Raw genomic sequence first — 15628 nt, 5'->3', positions numbered from 1 at the left:
GTGACCGCCGACCTCAGCGACCGCTCCGATCCCGGCGCCGACGCGACGCGGGAGCTCGCGCAGCGTCGCTTCCGCTACCTGGCGCCGGCGGGCGGCGGCCGGTCCGGCCAGCGGATCCCCACCGACGGCCTCCCGCCCGGGCCCCGGTGGCCGGCGCTGCTGCAGACGCTGGCGCTGATCCGGTTCCGGCACCAGCTGCACCCGCGGCTGCACCGTCGCTACGGCGAGGCGTTCACCCTGCGGCTGGTGCCGGGCGGCACCCCGCTGGTGCTGTTCACCTCCCCGGAGGTGACCAAGGAGATCTTCGCCGGCGATCCCGAGGTCTTCTACGCGGGGAAGGGCAACGCGATCCTCGGCCCGATCATGGGCGAGCACTCCCTGCTGCTGCAGGACTCCCAGGAGCACCACCGGGCCCGCAAGCTGCTGATGCCGGCGTTCCTCGGCCACGCGCTGCGCGGCTACCGCGATCTCGTCGTCGAGGTCGCCGCCGCCGAGGTCGACGGATGGCGCGAGGGCGAGGAGCTCCGGGCGCTCGAGCACATGAACCGCCTCACGCTGGAGGTGATCCTGCGGGTGGTCTTCGGGGTCAGTGACGAGGAGCGCCTCGCGGCCCTGCGGCCGCGGGTGACCCGGACCGTCGAGATCAGCCCGATCGTCCTGCTCGGCTGGGCCTACCCGCGGCTGCAGCGGTTCAAGCTGTGGCGCGACACCCTGGAGAACCAGGTCGAGCTCGACCGGCTGCTGTACGCCGAGATCGCCGAGCGACGCACCGCCGGCGACCTGCACGACCGCAACGACGTGCTCTCCCGGCTGCTCCGGGTCGGCGCCGGGGAGGACGGGGCGACGAACGAGGCGGGGCTGACGGACACCGAGCTGCGCGACCAGCTGGTGACGCTGCTGCTGGCCGGCCACGAGACCACCGCGAGCGCCCTCTCCTGGGCGCTCTACGAGCTCGGCCGGGACCCGGAGCTGCTGGCCCGCAGCCAGCGGGCGGCCGACGCCCGGGACGCCGAGGGCGACGCCTGGCTGGAGGCCGTGGTCAAGGAGTCGATGCGGTTGCACCCGATCATCCCGATGGTGGTCCGCACGCTGATGCGGCCGACCACCGTGGGCGGCTACGACCTGCCCGCCGGCGCGACGGTGGGGCCGTCGATCATCGTCAGCCACCAGCGATCCGAGGAGTTCGAGGCGCCCGAGGAGTTCCGTCCCCAGCGGTTCCTGGCCGAGCTCAACGGCGGTGAGGTTCCGCCGCTGAACGTCTGGATCCCGTTCGGCGGCGGCGTCCGCCGGTGCATCGGCGCCGGATTCTCGCTGATGGAGGGCACCGCCGTCCTCGGCGAGGTCCTGCGCCGCTACGACGTGGCCGCCGTCGGCTCCGACGTGCCGAAGGTCCGCAACATCACCAGCGTGCCGCGGCGCGGGGCGCGGATCCGGGTCACGGCCCGCCGCTGAGCCCGGTCGTCGCGTCGGCGGCCGGGGCGATCTCCACGGTCGCGGCGATGTCCTCGAACAGGTCGCAGTAGAGCGGGTAGTCCCCGCGCTCGAGCGAGCAGCTGAGGGTGACGCCCACGCTCGCGTCGAACCAGGCCCACTGCTCGGTGAGGACGTCCGCGAGTCCGACGCGGTGTGCGAACCGGTGGTAGCGCACGCGGCGGCCGCACAGGTCGTACTCGTCGTCGTCCTCGAGCGCGAGATCGATCGCGCGGGCGGCCAGCTCGTCGAGCGCGCGGGCCCGCCAGGCGGACAGGTCGGGCTCGGGCACCTCGACCGCGCGGAGCACGACCTCGGGGCCGACGGGGGCGAGGGCGCCGCCGGCCCGCACCGGTCGCGCGATCAGCAGCGTGCCGGGCGGCGGGTCGTGGCGGGTCGCCCACCGCGGTGGCAGGGACAGGGTGATCCGGTGACTCTCCATCGGCGCTCCTCGGGTCGGGTGCGGGATCCGGACCAGCGTGGGTGCTGGTCCCGACGTCCCGGGCGGCCCGCCGGCCCGCCTGTGGAGAGCCGCCGCCGGGAGGGCCGCTGTGGACGGCGAGGCGCGCTGTCGGTGGCCGCTCCTACCGTCGGGGGCATGGCGATCGCGACCAATCCCCAGTTCGTCCTCGACTGCCCGGACCCCGCGGCCCTGGCCCGGTTCTACGCAGCCCTGCTCGACTGGGAGGTGGCGCGGGTGGAGGAGGACGGTGGCTGGGCCTCGATCACCGACGGTCGCCACCCGCCGATCCACTTCCAGCGGGTCGACGGTTTCCGGCCTCCGGTGTGGCCGGGCCAGGAGCACCCGCAGCAGATCCACCTCGACGTCGACGTCCCCGACCTCGAGGTCGCCGAGGGGCCGACGCTCGCGCTGGGCGCGACCAAGCACCCGCACCAGCCGGGCGAGACGTTCCGGGTCTACCTCGACCCGGCCGGTCACCCGTTCTGCCTCTGCGTGGCCTGAGCCGAGCCGGGGGTTGGGTCAGCGTTCGAAGGAGGCGCGGACCTCGTCCTCGGTCAGCCCGTAGTCGGCCAGGTCGTAGCGGTGCGAGGGGCGGCGGGCGCCGCTGCGCGACTCCTCGTCGAGCTGCCGCACGGCCTCCTGTGCCGCCGGGCTCCAGGTCAGTCCGAACGCGTCGTAGATGCCCCCGACGGTGCCGACCGGGTCCTGCACGAACGCGCGGTAGTCGACGTCGACGAACTGGCTCTCGTCGTACTTCGGGCGGGCCTGCCAGAACGCGTGCCACTGGCGGGTGAGGTGGCCGAGCTGGTCGCGTCCGAGCGTCTCCCCGACGAAGGTCGTCGAGTGCCCGGCGGTGGCCTCCGCCGAGAGCGAGCAGGCCGACGCGACCGAGGTGACCGGGTCACGCTGGGTCATCACCACCAGCGCGTCGGGGTAGACCTCCATCAGTGCGTCGAGCGCGATCAGGTGCGAGGGGTTCTTGAGCACCCACCGCTTGTCGGTGTCGTTCAGCCCGATCAGCTGCAGGTTCTCCCGGTGCCGCAGGTAGGCGTCGGTCCAGTCCTGGGTGGCCAGCCAGTCCGAGTAGCGGGGCACGTGGGCCAGCGACTCGAAGCCGATCGACTTGCCGGTCTGGCGCAGCACCCGCCAGCACTCCTCCGGCTCGGCGGCGTCGGAGTAGTGGATCCCCATGAACTCGGGGTTGGTGACGTGGTGCTCGGCGAACGCGGCCTGCATCGCGAGGAAGATCGGGTCCTGGTCGCGGACGTCGCGGGGCGGGCGCGGCTGCGGGAACTCGGTCAGCCACATGTCGAGGCCCTGGTGCGCGGGGTCCGCGCAGAGCAGCCGGCTCAGTGCCGTCGTACCGGTCCGGGGCAGGCCGACGACGAAGATCGGCCGCTCGATCGCCACGTCGGCGTGCTCGGGGAACTCGGCGAACCGGGCCTGGGTGAGCAGCCGGGCCACCAGCGCGCTCTTCACCTGCGAGCGCATGAAGTAGTTGCCGATGCCGGTCAGGCCGGCCTCGGGCGAGGAGAGGTCGTCGACGAGGACCCGGAAGGCCTCCTCCGACCCGTCGGCTCCCATCGCGCCGAAGTCGGTCAGCCCGGTGGTCCGGGTCGCCGCCGCGCAGATGTCCTCGAAGCTGCCGATGTCCGCGCGCTCGCGGGGTTCGCTCATCTCGATGCTCCCGCGCGGCTCAGTTGTCGTGGAACTCGCCGCAGTCGACGTTGAGCATCACGCCGGTCACCGCGGAGGCCAGGTCGGAGGCGAGGAAGAGGGCCGCCTTGGCGACCTCGTCCGGCGTCGCCAGCCGCTTCAGGTCGGTCGGCGCCGCCTTCTCGGCGTACACCTCCTCGTGGGTGCGGCCGGACTCCGAGGCCAGCCAGTCGAAGTAGGCCTTGTTGACGTCCTCGTAGATGTAGGACGGCGCGACGCTGTTGACCCGGATGCCGCGCGGGCCGAGCTCGGTGGCCAGCGACGAGGCGAGGTGGGCCAGGGTGCCCTTGGAGAGCTTGTAGCCGGAGTACTCCGGCTGGCTGCTGTACACCACGCACGAGTTGAGCATGATGATCGAGCCGCCCGGCTTCTCCGGGGTCTCCGCCAGCGCGTCCGCGAAGAGCGAGGAGAGTCGCAGCGGCGCGAAGACGTTGGTCTCCTGCGCGGCGCGCAGCCCGTCGAGGCCCAGCGTGCCGACCGGGTCCATCGGCGGGATCGCGAAGGCGTTGTTGATCAGGCAGTCGACGCGGCCGAACTCCTCGAGCGCCTTGTCGACCAGTGCCTTGCGCTGGTCCTCGTCGGTGATGTCGGTCGGTACGACGAGGGCCCGGCGTCCGTGGCTGCGGACCACCTCGGCCATCTTCTCGAGCCGCTTCTCGGTGCGGCTGACCAGGACGAGGTCGGCGCCCATCCGGGCGGCCTCCTCGCCCAGGGCCCGGCCGAGGCCGGGTCCGACACCGGAGAGAACGACGACTTTGTCGGTCAGCAGGTCCACCATGGCGGACAGACTAGAACGTGTTTCAGTTTGAGTCGAGGGATTCGCCGTGCCCTTGGCGAGCCGGTGCCGCGAGGGAGACGATGCGGGCATGTCGACGTCGCCCCGGAGGGTCCATGCCGTCCGTGCCTCCCGTGCCGGCCTGATCGTGGGACTGACTGCGCTGGCTCTCGCCCTCGGCGTTGTCGTCGACGCCGCGCCGCGCGCGGGGGCCGCTGCGAGCAAGCTGCGTGTGACGGCGCGCGTCCTGGATCCCGCGGGGGACGGAACCGCCGGACCCTACGGGGACATGACCGCGCTGAGGGTGCGGCATCGTGGTGCCGAGGTGGCGGTGCGGCTGGTGGCACGCAGGTCCCCGGAGACGCTGCTGCTCTACCTGGACACGCCGAGGGACCGCGGATGGGACTTCGTCATGTCCTACAGCAACGAGATCGAGGACGCTGAGCAGGCGTGGGTCTACTCCCGGTCGGCCTGGAAGGGCGAGGGTGGCACCACCTGCGTCCCCAGGGACTTCGTCCGCACGCGGACCGTCACCCGTGTGCTGATCTCCCGGCACTGCCTCGGCGGGGCTCGCAAGATCCGGGTCAAGGCCCGGTCCTTCCCGAACGGTCAGGCCGAGCAGGTGTTGATCGACCGGACCGCGTGGACGCCCTTCGTGCGGCGTCCACGCCGCTGAGCCAACGGGGCAGGCGGCCGGGCGCGCTCGGCGGTCAGCGCGGCAGGTGCGGCACCAGCTCGTCGAGCATCCGGGCGAACGAGGCGACCACGATCGAGAGGTGGCCCTCACCCTGCTCCAGGTGCGGCACCACGCCGGGGATGTTCGCGGCCAGCCACTCGCCGTGGTGGAACGGGACCATCAGGTCCTCGCTGCCCTGCCACAGGTAGGTGGGTACGGCGATGTCGGAGAGCTCGAAGCCCCAGTGCTTCGTGAACGCCAGGTCGTCGTCCAGCCAGCCGTACAGCTCCTGCACGCCGCCCTGGAGGTTGCGGATCACGTCCTCGCCGACCTCGGCGGTCAGCACCTTGCGGTCCACCTCCGGCAGCAGGCTGTCCAGGGTCTTGATCACGCCGGCGGCGTCGGCCTCGATGATCCCCTCGCGGTCCTTCTGCAGGAACGGGAGCAGTGCCTCCTCGCCCTCGACGGCGAGGCCGAACTCCTCGACGTTGTCGGCGCCCATGCCCTCCAGGAAGCTGTCCTCCTGGCCCACGAACGGCTTCACGCAGCACACCGCGAGCACCGCCAGCACGCGGTCGGGCAGCCCGGCGCCGGTGGCCAGCGCGTGCGGCCCGCCGCCCGAGCCGCCGCCGGTGAGGATCTTCTCGGCGCCCAGGTGGTCGGCGATCGCCTCCACGTCGGCGGCGATGTCGGCCACCGTGCGGCCCTTGTTGCGGGTCGAGCCCGCGGCGCCGGCGCGGCTGTAGGAGACGTAGCGCAGGCCGCGCTCGGCCAGCTTCCGGGCCTTGTCGGCCGACTGGTAGCTGCAGCCCGGGGTGCCGTGGTGCCAGACGAACGGCACCCCGTCCTCGGGGCCGGACACCTGCACGTCCAGTACGCGTCCGTCGGGCAGGTCCAGGGCGATGCGCTCGGTCATGGACCGAGCATGCCAGACGTCAGGAGATCATCCGCCCGGCGATGGCCCGCTGCCGGGCGGCGATCCGACCGGCGTACTCCGCCGCGGTCAGCGCGGGCGTCCCGGGCAGCAGGCCGGGCACGTCGGCGACCTTGACCACCTCGACGCTCGGCCCGTCCGCGGCGGTGAGGTCCCGGGTCAGCTGCTGCCAGCGCAGCATGATCGGTCCGGTGCGGTGGCCGGTGGTCTCCAGCCAGTTCGCGATCGGCGCCCCGTCCGGGCCGGGCGGCCGCTCGGAGATCACGAACCGCATCAGCCCGTCGCCGTCGGCGACGGCCTGCGCCTTGGTCAGCGAGGTCTGGTGCGTCTCGTAGTCGGTGGAGGCGTACCAGTCCGAGCCGATCTGGATCGCCTGGTAGGTGCAGTCGTCGCAGCGCGGGACGGTGACGATCATCGCCTCGTCCTCGTCGAGCTCGTAGTGACCGATCGAGGAGAACTGCGACGACAGACCGCCCGGCGTCGAGGCCGGCGCGGTCAGCGTGTTGACCGGCTCCTTGTACTGGAAGAAGTGGGGGAAGGCGAACCAGGTCTGGATCGAGCCGACCAGCGAGCGGGCCGCCACGTCGTACTTCTTCGCCAGCGTCTCGCGGGTCAGTGGTCGGCGCGGCCGGCCGACGGTGTCGACCCGCTCGATCGTGATGGAGCCGCGCGACTCGCTCTCCCAGTCGTTGAAGACCTCGCGCACGATCAGGGTCTTCGCGCCCGGCTCGGCGGTGTAGCGGAACTCGAAGCTCCCGTCCTCGGCGACGTCGAGCTCGCGGTCGTCGAACGCCATCAGCGAGGTCGCCGCCGAGTCGGCGCTGTAGGTCCCGCCCATCACCTGGAACGACAGGTCCGCCGAGGTGCCGCGCACGCCGCGGACGACGTACTCCACGCCCTCGCGCAGGTAGGCGTGGAAGTAGACCGCGTCCGGGTTGTCCAGGCCCTGCCGGGAGAACTGGTGCGTCGGGTTGATGAAGACCGGCTGCTCGAGGTCGTAGTCGAACGCCGTCTGCATGGCCATCCGGATCCGCCCGGCGAGGTAGTCGTAGCCCTCGAGCCGGTCCGCCTCGGTGCGGATGAACGGCGCGTTCGCGATGAGCTCCTCGGCCTCCGCGATCGCCGCCTGGAGCGGCGCCGTCAGCCCGTACGACGCGCTCATCGCCGGCCGCCCGGGCATGGTGGTTTCGCGGCTCGCTTCGCTCGCACCTCAACCACCGGTAGGGCTCGCTTCGCTCGCACCTCAACCACCGGTAGGGCTCGCTTCGCTCGCACCTCAACCACCGGTAGGGCTCGCTTCGCTCGCACCTCAACCACCGGTAGGGCTCGCTTCGCTCGCACCTCAACCACCGGTAGGGCTCGCTTCGCTCGCACCTCAACCACCGGTAGGGCTCGCTTCGCTCGCACCTCAACCACCGGTAGGGCTCGCTTCGCTCGCACCTCAACCACCGGTAGGGCTCGCTTCGCTCGCACCTCAACCACCGGTAGGGCTCGCTTCGCTCGCACCTCAACCACCGGTAGGGCTCGCTTCGCTCGCACCTCAACCACCGGGCTCATCCGTTGACCTTGGCGATGATGTTCTCGGCGTACTGCTCGAGGTGCTTGACCTTGGTCTCCAGCGGCTCGGTGTCGGGGCCCTTGATGTAGGGGATCCGGAACCCGACGATGCAGTCGGTGACCCCCTTGTCCTCCAGGCGCTTGATGCCGTCGACGGTGTAGGCGTCGTAGGAGATCACGTGGACCTCGAAGTCGTCGCGGTCGTCGCCCTCCTCCTTCCGGATCTCGGCCAGCCGGGTGAGCAGCCGGTCGAGCTCCTCGCCGTCGCCGCCGGCGTGCATCCAGCCGTCGCCCTTGCGCACGGCGCGGCGCAGCGCGGCGTCGGAGTGGCCGCCGACCAGCAGCGGGATCTTCTCGGTGGGCGCCGGGCACTGCTGCAGCGGCTCGAAGTCGTAGAACTCGCCGGAGTAGCCGAAGAACTCACCGGAGGTGAGGCCGCGGAGGATGTCCATGCACTCGTCCATCCGCTTGCCGCGCCGCTCCCACGGCACGCCCATCGCGGCGAAGTCCTCGGGCCACGGGGAGAGGCCGACGCCGAGGCCGAGCCGGTTGCCGGAGAGGAAGGCCAGGGAGGAGGCCTGCTTGGCGACCAGTACCGGCGGCCGGACGGGGAGCTTGAGCACGAACGGGGTCAGCCGCAGCGTCTCGGTGACCGCGAACAGGTGGGCGCAGAGGATGAAGGTCTCGATGAACTCCTTGCCCTCGAGGAACTCCCGGTCGCCGGTGTCGGTGTAGGGGTACTTGGAGTCCGACTCCTTCGGGTAGATCAGGCTGTCGGCCACCGACATCGAGGTGTAGCCGTTCGCCTCGCAGGCCTGGGCCAGTGGGGCGTAGTACTTCGCCTGGGTCATGCCCTCCGCATAGGTGAATCGCATGCAGGCACAGTAGAACGTGTTCTAGATATCTGCCAGAGTGAGTCCCATGGCCGTCAAGGAGAAGCCCGAGGGGCTCGACAAGCCGATCGTCGGGAAGATCATCAAGTACGGCGCGAAGGCCAACGTCGCGGTCTTCCGGCTGACCAATGGTCGGATCGGCTCGAAGTGGCGGATCGGCGCGGGCTGGAAGAAGCCGGTGCCGGTGCTGCTGCTCGACCACGTCGGCCGCAGGAGCGGCACCGCGTTCACCACGCCGCTGCTCTACCTGCCCCACGGCGAGGACGTCGTGGTCGTCGCCTCCCAGGGTGGCCTGCCGACCAACCCGCAGTGGTACTACAACCTCGTCGCCCGACCGGAGGCCACGATCCACCTCAAGGGGGAGCGGGGCCGCAAGGTCCGGGCCCGCGTCGCCGACCCCGACGAGAAGGCGGCGCTGTGGCCGCTGCTGGTCGACCTCTACGCCGACTTCGACTCCTACCAGTCGTGGACGGACCGGGAGATCCCGGTCGTCGTCCTCGAGCCGCGCGGCTGAGGCGGCACACTGCCGTCATGGACCTCGCCGAGCTCATCGACCGCACCGAGATCACCGACGCCCTCCACCGCTACACCGTCGCGGTGGACACCGGCGAGTGGGATCGACTGGACACCGTCTTCACCCCCGACGCCCGGATCGACTACTCCGAGTCGGGCGGCATCGCCGCCGCCTACCCCGAGGTGAAGGCCTGGCTGGCCGAGGCGCTGCCGGCGTTCTCGACGAAGAGGATGCACACGCTCGGGCAGGTGGTGATCGCCTTCGGGAGCCCCCGGGAGGAGGCCAAGGTGACCGCCTACTTCCACAATCCGATGGTCATCTCGGACGGCCACGGAGGCACCCGGCTGGTCGAGGTCGGCGGCCTCTACCACCACTCCTTCGTGCGCACCGCCGATGGCTGGCGCTCGCGCCGGCTGCACGAGCAGGCGGTCTGGACGCGCGGCTTCTGACCGCTCGGCGACCTGCGCGATCGGTTTGTCCCCGACGTGCCGCTCGCACACAATGGCCACGTGAGCGACGACCAGCGCAAGCCCGGTGACCGCCATCGCCCCGTGCTCGAGGGTGTGGCGGCGCTCGTCGCGGTCGGGCTCGTGGTGGGCCTGATCCTGACCGGCGTCGCGCTCGCCGGCACCCGCCTCCTCGGACTCGGCGAGGCGGCCTCCGCGGGCGGCACGTCGACCGAGCGCGAGTCGATGTACGTGCCGCGGCCGAAGAAGACCACGGACCCCGACGGGCCGTTGATCACCCTGCACACCGAGTCCGCGCAGAAGAAGGGCAAGGCCGACTCCTCGGCGAACGCCAAGAAGGCGGAGAAGAAGCCCAAGAAGGCCGAGAAGGAGGTCATCACCCTCTCGGCGGGGCAGACCACCGTGGCGAGCTTCGGTCAGATCGACCTGACCGGGATCTACCCGGGCGGCGAGGGTGCGGTGCTGCAGGTGCAGCGCTTCGAGTCCGGCGCGTGGGCCGACTTCGAGGCGACCATCCCCGTCAGCGGGGAGACCTTCTCGACCTACGTCCAGACGGGCGTCTCCGGGGTCAACCGCTTCCGGGTGATCGACCGCTCGACCGGCAAGACCTCCAACGAGGTCCGGATCACCGTGCGGTGAGCGCCGCCGCTGGTTGAGGTGCGAGCGCCAGCGAGCCTCGAAACCGAGGCGCCTCGGTTTCGAGGCTCGTCGCTGGCGCTCCTCGCGCCTCAACCAGCGGCGGGGATCCAGTCGAAGGTGTCGGGGTTCGGGCCGGTGCGGCCCGACTCGCCCCGGTCCAGCGCCGAGATCTCCGCGACCTGGTCCGGGGTCAGCGTGAAGTCGAGGACCGCGAGGTTCTCGGCCATCCGCTCCGGGCGCGTGGTCTTCGGGAACACGATGTCCCCGCGCTCCAGGTGCCAGCGCAGCGTCACCTGCGACGGCGTGCGGCCGAGCTCCGCGGCGATCCGGCCGATCACCGCGTCGTCGAGGACCTGGCCGCGCGCGATCGGCGACCACGCCTCCACGCGCGCGCCGTGGGCCAGCGTCGCGGCTCGGGCGGCCTCGTTGGTGAAGTACGGGTGCACCTCGATCTGGTTGACCGCCGGCACCGCGCCGGTCGCGGAGACGATCCGCTCGAGGTGGTCGGGCTGGAAGTTGGAGACGCCGACCGAGCGGGTTCCTCCCTCGGCGAGCAGTCCCAGCATCGCCTCCCATGTGGAGACGTAGTCGCCGTCGTACCGGGTCGGCAGCGGCCAGTGGATGAGGAACAGGTCCACCCGGTCCAGGCCCAGCTTCTCCAGGGAGGCGGCGAAGCTGCTGCGCACGTCGGCGGGGCGGTGGAACGGGTTGTGCAGCTTGGTGGTCACGTAGAGCTCGTCGCGCGGGATGCCGGAGGCGGCGATCGCGGCGCCGACCCCGGACTCGTTGCCGTACATCTGCGCGGTGTCGAGGTGCCGGTAGCCGGCCTCGAGTGCATCGCCGACCACGCGGGGTGCGTCGTCGTCGGCGACCTTGAAGGTGCCGAACCCCAGTTGCGGGATCGACGAGCCGTCGTTGAGTGACAGGTGCGGGGTCGTGGTCTCGGAAGGGGTGCTCATGCGCACAGCCTTCCCGACCTGCGGTGATCGATGCCTCCGGACCCCGGGAAGGTCGCGGCGAGAATGCTGCCGGGTGGTGGGAACAACCCCGACGTGCACGCCGTTGGATCCTGTGTCAGACTTGAGTCGAATCGACGCAAGTTTCTTGATTCGACATCCGAAGCAGAGCCGCGGGGCCGGGAGGCCGTCGCGAAGGAGGAGCAGAAATGGCACGTGCTGTCGGCATCGACCTCGGTACGACGAACAGCGTCGTCGCGGTCCTCGAGGGTGGCGAGCCCACGGTCATCGCCAACGCGGAGGGCGCTCGCACCACCCCGTCCGTCGTCGCGTTCTCCAAGGGCGGCGAGGTTCTCGTCGGCGAGGTCGCGAAGCGTCAGGCGGTCACCAACGTGGACCGCACCATCCGATCCGTCAAGCGCCACATGGGTACCGACTGGACCCAGCACATCGGCGACCCGGTGGACAAGGACTTCACGCCGCAGCAGATCTCGGCGTTCATCCTGCAGAAGCTCAAGCGCGACGCCGAGGCCTACCTGGGCGAGACCGTCACCGACGCGGTGATCACCGTGCCGGCGTACTTCTCCGACGCGCAGCGCCAGGCCACCAAGGAGGCCGGCGAGATCGCGGGCCTGAAGGTCCAGCGGATCGTCAACGAGCCCACCGCGGCCGCGCTGGCCTACGGCCTGGACAAGGGCGACGACCAGACGATCCTCGTCTTCGACCTCGGTGGCGGCACGTTCGACGTGTCCCTGCTCGAGATCGGCGAGGGCGTCGTCGAGGTGAAGGCGACCTCGGGCGACAACCACCTCGGTGGCGACGACTGGGACAACGCGGTCGTCGGCTGGATGGTCTCCAAGTTCAAGAACGCCAACGGCGTGGACCTGTCCGCGGACAAGATCGCCGCGCAGCGCCTCCAGGAGGCCGCCGAGAAGGCCAAGATCGAGCTCTCCTCCTCGAGCGAGACCACGATCCACCTGCCCTACATCACCCACGGCGAGTCCGGCCCGCTGCACTTCGAGGAGCGGCTGACCCGCTCGGAGTTCCAGAAGCTCACCGCGGACCTGCTCGAGCGCACCAAGGTGCCGTTCCAGAACGTGCTCAAGGACGCCGGCGTCAAGGTCGCCGACATCGACCACGTGGTCCTGGTCGGCGGCTCGACCCGGATGCCCGCGGTCACCGAGGTCGTCAAGGAGCTGCTCGGCGGCAAGGAGCCCAACAAGGGCGTCAACCCCGACGAGGTCGTCGCGGTCGGTGCCGCGCTCCAGGCCGGCGTGCTCGCCGGTGAGGTCAAGGACGTGCTGCTCCTCGACGTCACCCCGCTGTCGCTCGGCATCGAGACCAAGGGTGGCGTGATGACCACCCTGATCGAGCGCAACACCACCATCCCGACCAAGCGCAGCGAGATCTTCACGACCGCGGACGACAACCAGCCGTCGGTGGAGATCAAGGTCGCGCAGGGCGAGCGGTCGATCTGGGCCGAGAACCAGTCGCTGGGCAACTTCGAGCTGACCGGCCTCCCGCCGGCCCCGCGCGGCGTGCCGAAGATCGAGGTCACCTTCGACATCGACGCCAACGGCATCGTGCACGTCTCCGCGAAGGACCAGGCCTCGGGCCGCGAGCAGTCGATGACCATCTCCGGCGGCAGCGCCCTGTCCAAGGACGACATCGACCGGATGGTCAAGGACGCCGAGAAGTTCGCCGAGGAGGACGCCAAGCGTCGCGAGGCCGTCGAGGTCCGCAACCAGGGCGACCAGCTGGTCTACACGACCGAGAAGTTCCTCGCCGACAACGGCGACAAGATCCCGGACGACGTGAAGACCGAGGTCACCGCCGACGTCGACGCGCTGAAGAAGGTGCTCGAGGACGCGGACGCCGACACCGACGCGCTGAACGGCGCGATCAGCAAGCTCGGCGAGTCGAGCCAGAAGATGGGCGCGGCGATGTACGCCGCCGCGGAGGCCGACGCCGCCGCGGCCGGTGGCACCACCGGCGCCACCGGTGAGGCGGACGACGACGTCGTCGAGGCGGAGATCATCGACGACGAGGGCGACGGGACCGAGAAGTGACCGCCGCCGGGGAGCAGCCCGACCCGACCCAGATGCCCACGGCCTCCGAGCACGACCCGGAGACCAGCGGGGTCGACAACTGGGTCGAGGAGGGCGGCCCTCTGGAGCCCCAGGACGTCGCCGAGGTCGAGGCCTCGGCGACGCCCGAGGAGGTCGACGAGCCGCTCGCGGTGGCCGAGCGTGCCCTCGCCGAGCGGACCCACGACCTCCAGCGGCTCCAGGCCGAGTACCTCAACTACAAGCGGAGGGTCGACCGCGACCGCGACCTGCTCAAGGAGAACGCGACGTACGCCGCGCTCGCCCCGATCGTCGAGGTGCTCGACACCATCGACCGGGCCCGTGAGCACGAGCCTCTCGACGGCGGCTTCAAGGCCGTCGCCGAGCAGCTCGAGCGGACCGTGGCAGGGCTCGGCCTGGTCAAGTTCGGCGAGGTCGGCGAGGCCTTCGACCCGACGGTGCACGAGGCGCTCTCGCACATGGGCACCGACGCCGAGGTCGAGGTGACCACGGTCAAGGTGGTCGCCCGGTGCGGCTACAAGATCGGCGAGCGCGTGGTCCGTGCCGCGCAGGTGCTCGTCGTCGATCCCGAGGCCTGAGCCTCGCGGATCTCCGCAGGACCCGGCCCTCGTGGCCGAACCAACCGGTAGTCCCGGCCCCCGGGCCGGGACTACCGGACGGCCCGCCCCGGGCGGGCCCCCACACGTCAGCAGCAGACCGGAGAGAGGGAGGGAGGGCAGCGATGAGTGACCCGACCGAGGGCATGCGCGCCGACTGGGCGAACAAGGACTTCTACGCCGAGCTCGGGGTCGCCAAGAGCGCGAGCGCCGACGAGATCAAGAAGGCGTACCGCAAGCTCGCCCGGGAGAACCACCCCGACTCCCACCCGGACCCGGCGCACCACGAGAAGTTCAAGCGCGTCGCCGAGGCCTACGACGTCGTCGGCGACGCCGAGAAGCGCAAGAAGTACGACCAGGCCCGCGAGCTCTTCGCCCACGGCGGCTACGGCGCCGGCTTCGGCGGCCGCGGCGGTGGCCCCGGCGGAGCAGGCGGCTTCAACCTCGACGACCTGCTCCGCGAGCGCGCCGGCGGTGCCGGTGGCGGGGGCGGCTTCGGCGACCTCTTCGGTGACCTCTTCGGCGGTGGCGGGGGCGGCTTCGGCGGCCGGCGCCAGCAGCGCGGCGTCCGCGGGCCCGACCTCGAGACCTCCGCGACGATCGGCTTCAGCGACGCCCTCGAGGGCGTCACCGTCTCGCTGCGGGTCTCCTCCGACGGCGCCTGCCCGACGTGCTCGGGCACCGGCGGCAAGCCCGGCACCCGCCCCCACACCTGCGCCACCTGCGAGGGCACGGGCTACGTGACCGCGTCGGTCGGCGGCGCCTTCTCGATGAACGAGACCTGCCCGGCGTGCGGCGGGCGCCAGCTCGTGTACGACGAGCCGTGCCCGACCTGCCACGGCTCCGGCACCGCCCGCAACGCCCGCACCATCCAGGCCAAGATCCCCGCCGGGGTGAAGGACGGCCAGCGGATCCGGCTGCGCGGCAAGGGCGGCGCCGGCCAGAACGGCGGCCCCGCCGGCGACCTCTACGTCACCGTCAAGGTCTCCGGCCACCGCGTCTTCGGCCGCAAGGGCGAGCACCTGACCATCGACGTACCGGTCTCCTTCCCCGAGCTGGCGCTCGGCGCGGAGGTGAAGGTGCCGACCCTGGGCGGCGCCCCGGTCACGCTCCGGATCCCCGCCGGCACCCCCGACGGGCGCACCTTCCGGATCCGCGGCAAGGGAGCGCCCACCAAGGACGGCACGCACGGCGACCTGCTGGCCACCGTGGCCGTCCAGGTGCCGGGCACCCTGACCGACGACGCCCGCGCAGCGCTCGAGGCGTACGCCGCGGCCACCTCGGGCACCCCGCTGCGCGCCAACCTGTTCCAGGACGGCGCGTCGTGACGACGCGACGCGGTCACCTCGGTGGCGAGCCGCTGTCCCCGGATGCGGCCGTCTACGTGATCAGCGTCGCCGCCGAGCTCAGCGGGCTGCACCCGCAGACCCTGCGCACCTACGAGCGGCTCGGCCTGATCAGCCCCGGCCGGACCGGGGGCGGCGGTCGCCGCTACTCCTCCGCCGACATCGAGCGGCTCCGCGAGATCGCGGACCTGACCGCCGCCGGCATCGGCATCGAGGGGGTGCGCCGGATCCTCGACCTCGAGCGGGCCGTGGTCGCGGTCCGGGCCGAGAACGCCGAGCTGCGGGCCGAGCTCGAGGCGACCCGCGAGGCGCTGCGCCAGGCGCTCGCCCAGCGGCCGCCGTCCGCGCCGCCGAGCCGACTGCCCGCGCTGCGCACGCCGCCGCCGGGGCAGTCCGTGGTGATCTGGCGGCGGGGGCGCTGACGCGACTGTGTGACCCGTTCGACCCGGTCCGCTCATCGGATCTCCGGGCCGCACCCGGCCGCACGCACTAGCCTCGGCCTCCTGGGGCAGGCCGCGACGGGGCGCGCCGCCGCGCGG

17 protein-coding genes are annotated in these 15628 nt (G+C 71.5%); 10 read left to right on the top strand and 7 right to left on the bottom strand.

The annotated features are described in order from the left end of the window. Positions 1 to 1452: a cytochrome P450 gene (locus E8D34_RS15795; RefSeq protein ID WP_240771397.1), complete on the top strand. Its 1452-nt coding sequence runs from the start codon at positions 1 to 3 to the stop codon at positions 1450 to 1452. Here E8D34_RS15795 and E8D34_RS15790 read toward each other — a convergent pair. Beyond that, complete coding sequence (locus E8D34_RS15790) at positions 1436 to 1912, bottom strand: hypothetical protein (protein WP_136595607.1); 477 nt, start codon at positions 1910 to 1912, stop codon at positions 1436 to 1438. The two genes, E8D34_RS15795 and E8D34_RS15790, sit on opposite strands and share 17 nt — an antisense overlap. A 156-nt stretch (positions 1913 to 2068) precedes the next feature. Here E8D34_RS15790 and E8D34_RS15785 point away from each other — a divergent pair, with 156 nt between their 5' ends. Further along, positions 2069 to 2434, top strand: coding sequence for a VOC family protein (locus tag E8D34_RS15785; protein ID WP_136595606.1), 366 nt, complete (start codon positions 2069 to 2071; stop codon positions 2432 to 2434). Between the two features lie 18 nt (positions 2435 to 2452). On the opposite strand, the gene E8D34_RS15780 is transcribed toward E8D34_RS15785, so the two are convergent. Together E8D34_RS15780 and E8D34_RS15775 are read right to left on the bottom strand one after the other, a co-directional pair. Beyond that, entirely contained in the window at positions 2453 to 3610 is a 1158-nt protein-coding gene (locus tag E8D34_RS15780) for a sulfotransferase (protein WP_136595605.1), read from the bottom strand. Between the two features lie 19 nt (positions 3611 to 3629). Continuing rightward, positions 3630 to 4427 carry an SDR family oxidoreductase gene (locus E8D34_RS15775; protein ID WP_136595604.1) on the bottom strand — a complete coding sequence of 266 codons (798 nt, stop codon included), beginning with the start codon at positions 4425 to 4427 and terminating at the stop codon, positions 3630 to 3632. A gap of 286 nt (positions 4428 to 4713) precedes the next feature. Here E8D34_RS15775 and E8D34_RS15770 point away from each other — a divergent pair, with 286 nt between their 5' ends. Beyond that, a complete protein-coding gene (locus tag E8D34_RS15770) occupies positions 4714 to 5100 on the top strand; it encodes a hypothetical protein (protein ID WP_136595603.1) in 387 nt (128 codons plus the stop codon). A 34-nt stretch (positions 5101 to 5134) separates the two neighbouring features. On the opposite strand, the gene E8D34_RS15765 is transcribed toward E8D34_RS15770, so the two are convergent. The 3 genes from E8D34_RS15765 to E8D34_RS15755 form a co-directional block, all read right to left on the bottom strand. Continuing rightward, positions 5135 to 6016: an alpha/beta fold hydrolase gene (locus E8D34_RS15765; RefSeq protein ID WP_136595602.1), complete on the bottom strand. Its 882-nt coding sequence runs from the start codon at positions 6014 to 6016 to the stop codon at positions 5135 to 5137. A 19-nt stretch (positions 6017 to 6035) separates the two neighbouring features. Next, positions 6036 to 7196: a hypothetical protein gene (locus tag E8D34_RS15760; RefSeq protein WP_136595601.1), complete on the bottom strand. Its 1161-nt coding sequence runs from the start codon at positions 7194 to 7196 to the stop codon at positions 6036 to 6038. A 391-nt stretch (positions 7197 to 7587) separates the two neighbouring features. Beyond that, entirely contained in the window at positions 7588 to 8466 is an 879-nt protein-coding gene (locus E8D34_RS15755; RefSeq protein WP_136595600.1) for a TIGR03619 family F420-dependent LLM class oxidoreductase, read from the bottom strand. 46 nt (positions 8467 to 8512) lie between these two features. Here E8D34_RS15755 and E8D34_RS15750 point away from each other — a divergent pair, with 46 nt between their 5' ends. The 3 genes from E8D34_RS15750 to E8D34_RS15740 are packed head-to-tail and all read left to right on the top strand — an operon-like array spanning position 8513 to position 10104. After that, positions 8513 to 8998 carry a nitroreductase family deazaflavin-dependent oxidoreductase gene (locus E8D34_RS15750; protein ID WP_136595599.1) on the top strand — a complete coding sequence of 162 codons (486 nt, stop codon included), beginning with the start codon at positions 8513 to 8515 and terminating at the stop codon, positions 8996 to 8998. A 17-nt stretch (positions 8999 to 9015) separates the two neighbouring features. After that, positions 9016 to 9447, top strand: coding sequence for a nuclear transport factor 2 family protein (locus E8D34_RS15745; protein ID WP_136595598.1), 432 nt, complete (start codon positions 9016 to 9018; stop codon positions 9445 to 9447). 60 nt (positions 9448 to 9507) lie between these two features. Then, positions 9508 to 10104 carry a hypothetical protein gene (locus E8D34_RS15740; protein WP_136595597.1) on the top strand — a complete coding sequence of 199 codons (597 nt, stop codon included), beginning with the start codon at positions 9508 to 9510 and terminating at the stop codon, positions 10102 to 10104. 89 nt (positions 10105 to 10193) lie between these two features. On the opposite strand, the gene E8D34_RS15735 is transcribed toward E8D34_RS15740, so the two are convergent. Beyond that, complete coding sequence (locus tag E8D34_RS15735) at positions 10194 to 11063, bottom strand: aldo/keto reductase (RefSeq protein WP_136595596.1); 870 nt, start codon at positions 11061 to 11063, stop codon at positions 10194 to 10196. A gap of 206 nt (positions 11064 to 11269) precedes the next feature. On the opposite strand from E8D34_RS15735, the gene dnaK reads away from it, so the two are divergent. The 4 genes from dnaK to E8D34_RS15715 all read left to right on the top strand — a co-directional run bounded on the left by dnaK (position 11270) and on the right by E8D34_RS15715 (position 15511). Further along, positions 11270 to 13129 carry a molecular chaperone DnaK gene (gene dnaK / locus E8D34_RS15730; RefSeq protein WP_136595595.1) on the top strand — a complete coding sequence of 620 codons (1860 nt, stop codon included), beginning with the start codon at positions 11270 to 11272 and terminating at the stop codon, positions 13127 to 13129. Continuing rightward, positions 13126 to 13725, top strand: coding sequence for a nucleotide exchange factor GrpE (grpE, locus tag E8D34_RS15725; protein WP_240771396.1), 600 nt, complete (start codon positions 13126 to 13128; stop codon positions 13723 to 13725). The genes dnaK and grpE overlap by 4 nt, the downstream gene beginning before the upstream one ends. 143 nt (positions 13726 to 13868) lie before the next feature. Beyond that, entirely contained in the window at positions 13869 to 15071 is a 1203-nt protein-coding gene (locus E8D34_RS15720) for a DnaJ C-terminal domain-containing protein (protein WP_136595594.1), read from the top strand. Continuing rightward, entirely contained in the window at positions 15068 to 15511 is a 444-nt protein-coding gene (locus E8D34_RS15715; RefSeq protein WP_136595593.1) for a MerR family transcriptional regulator, read from the top strand. The genes E8D34_RS15720 and E8D34_RS15715 overlap by 4 nt, the downstream gene beginning before the upstream one ends. Positions 15512 to 15628: the final 117 nt, after the last annotated feature.

Source organism: Nocardioides sp. GY 10113 (genome assembly GCF_004919105.1).
GTDB lineage: Bacteria > Actinomycetota > Actinomycetes > Propionibacteriales > Nocardioidaceae > Nocardioides.
The sequence above is the reverse complement of the archived record's forward strand: the minus strand, read 5'-3'. Positions and strand labels throughout refer to the sequence as shown.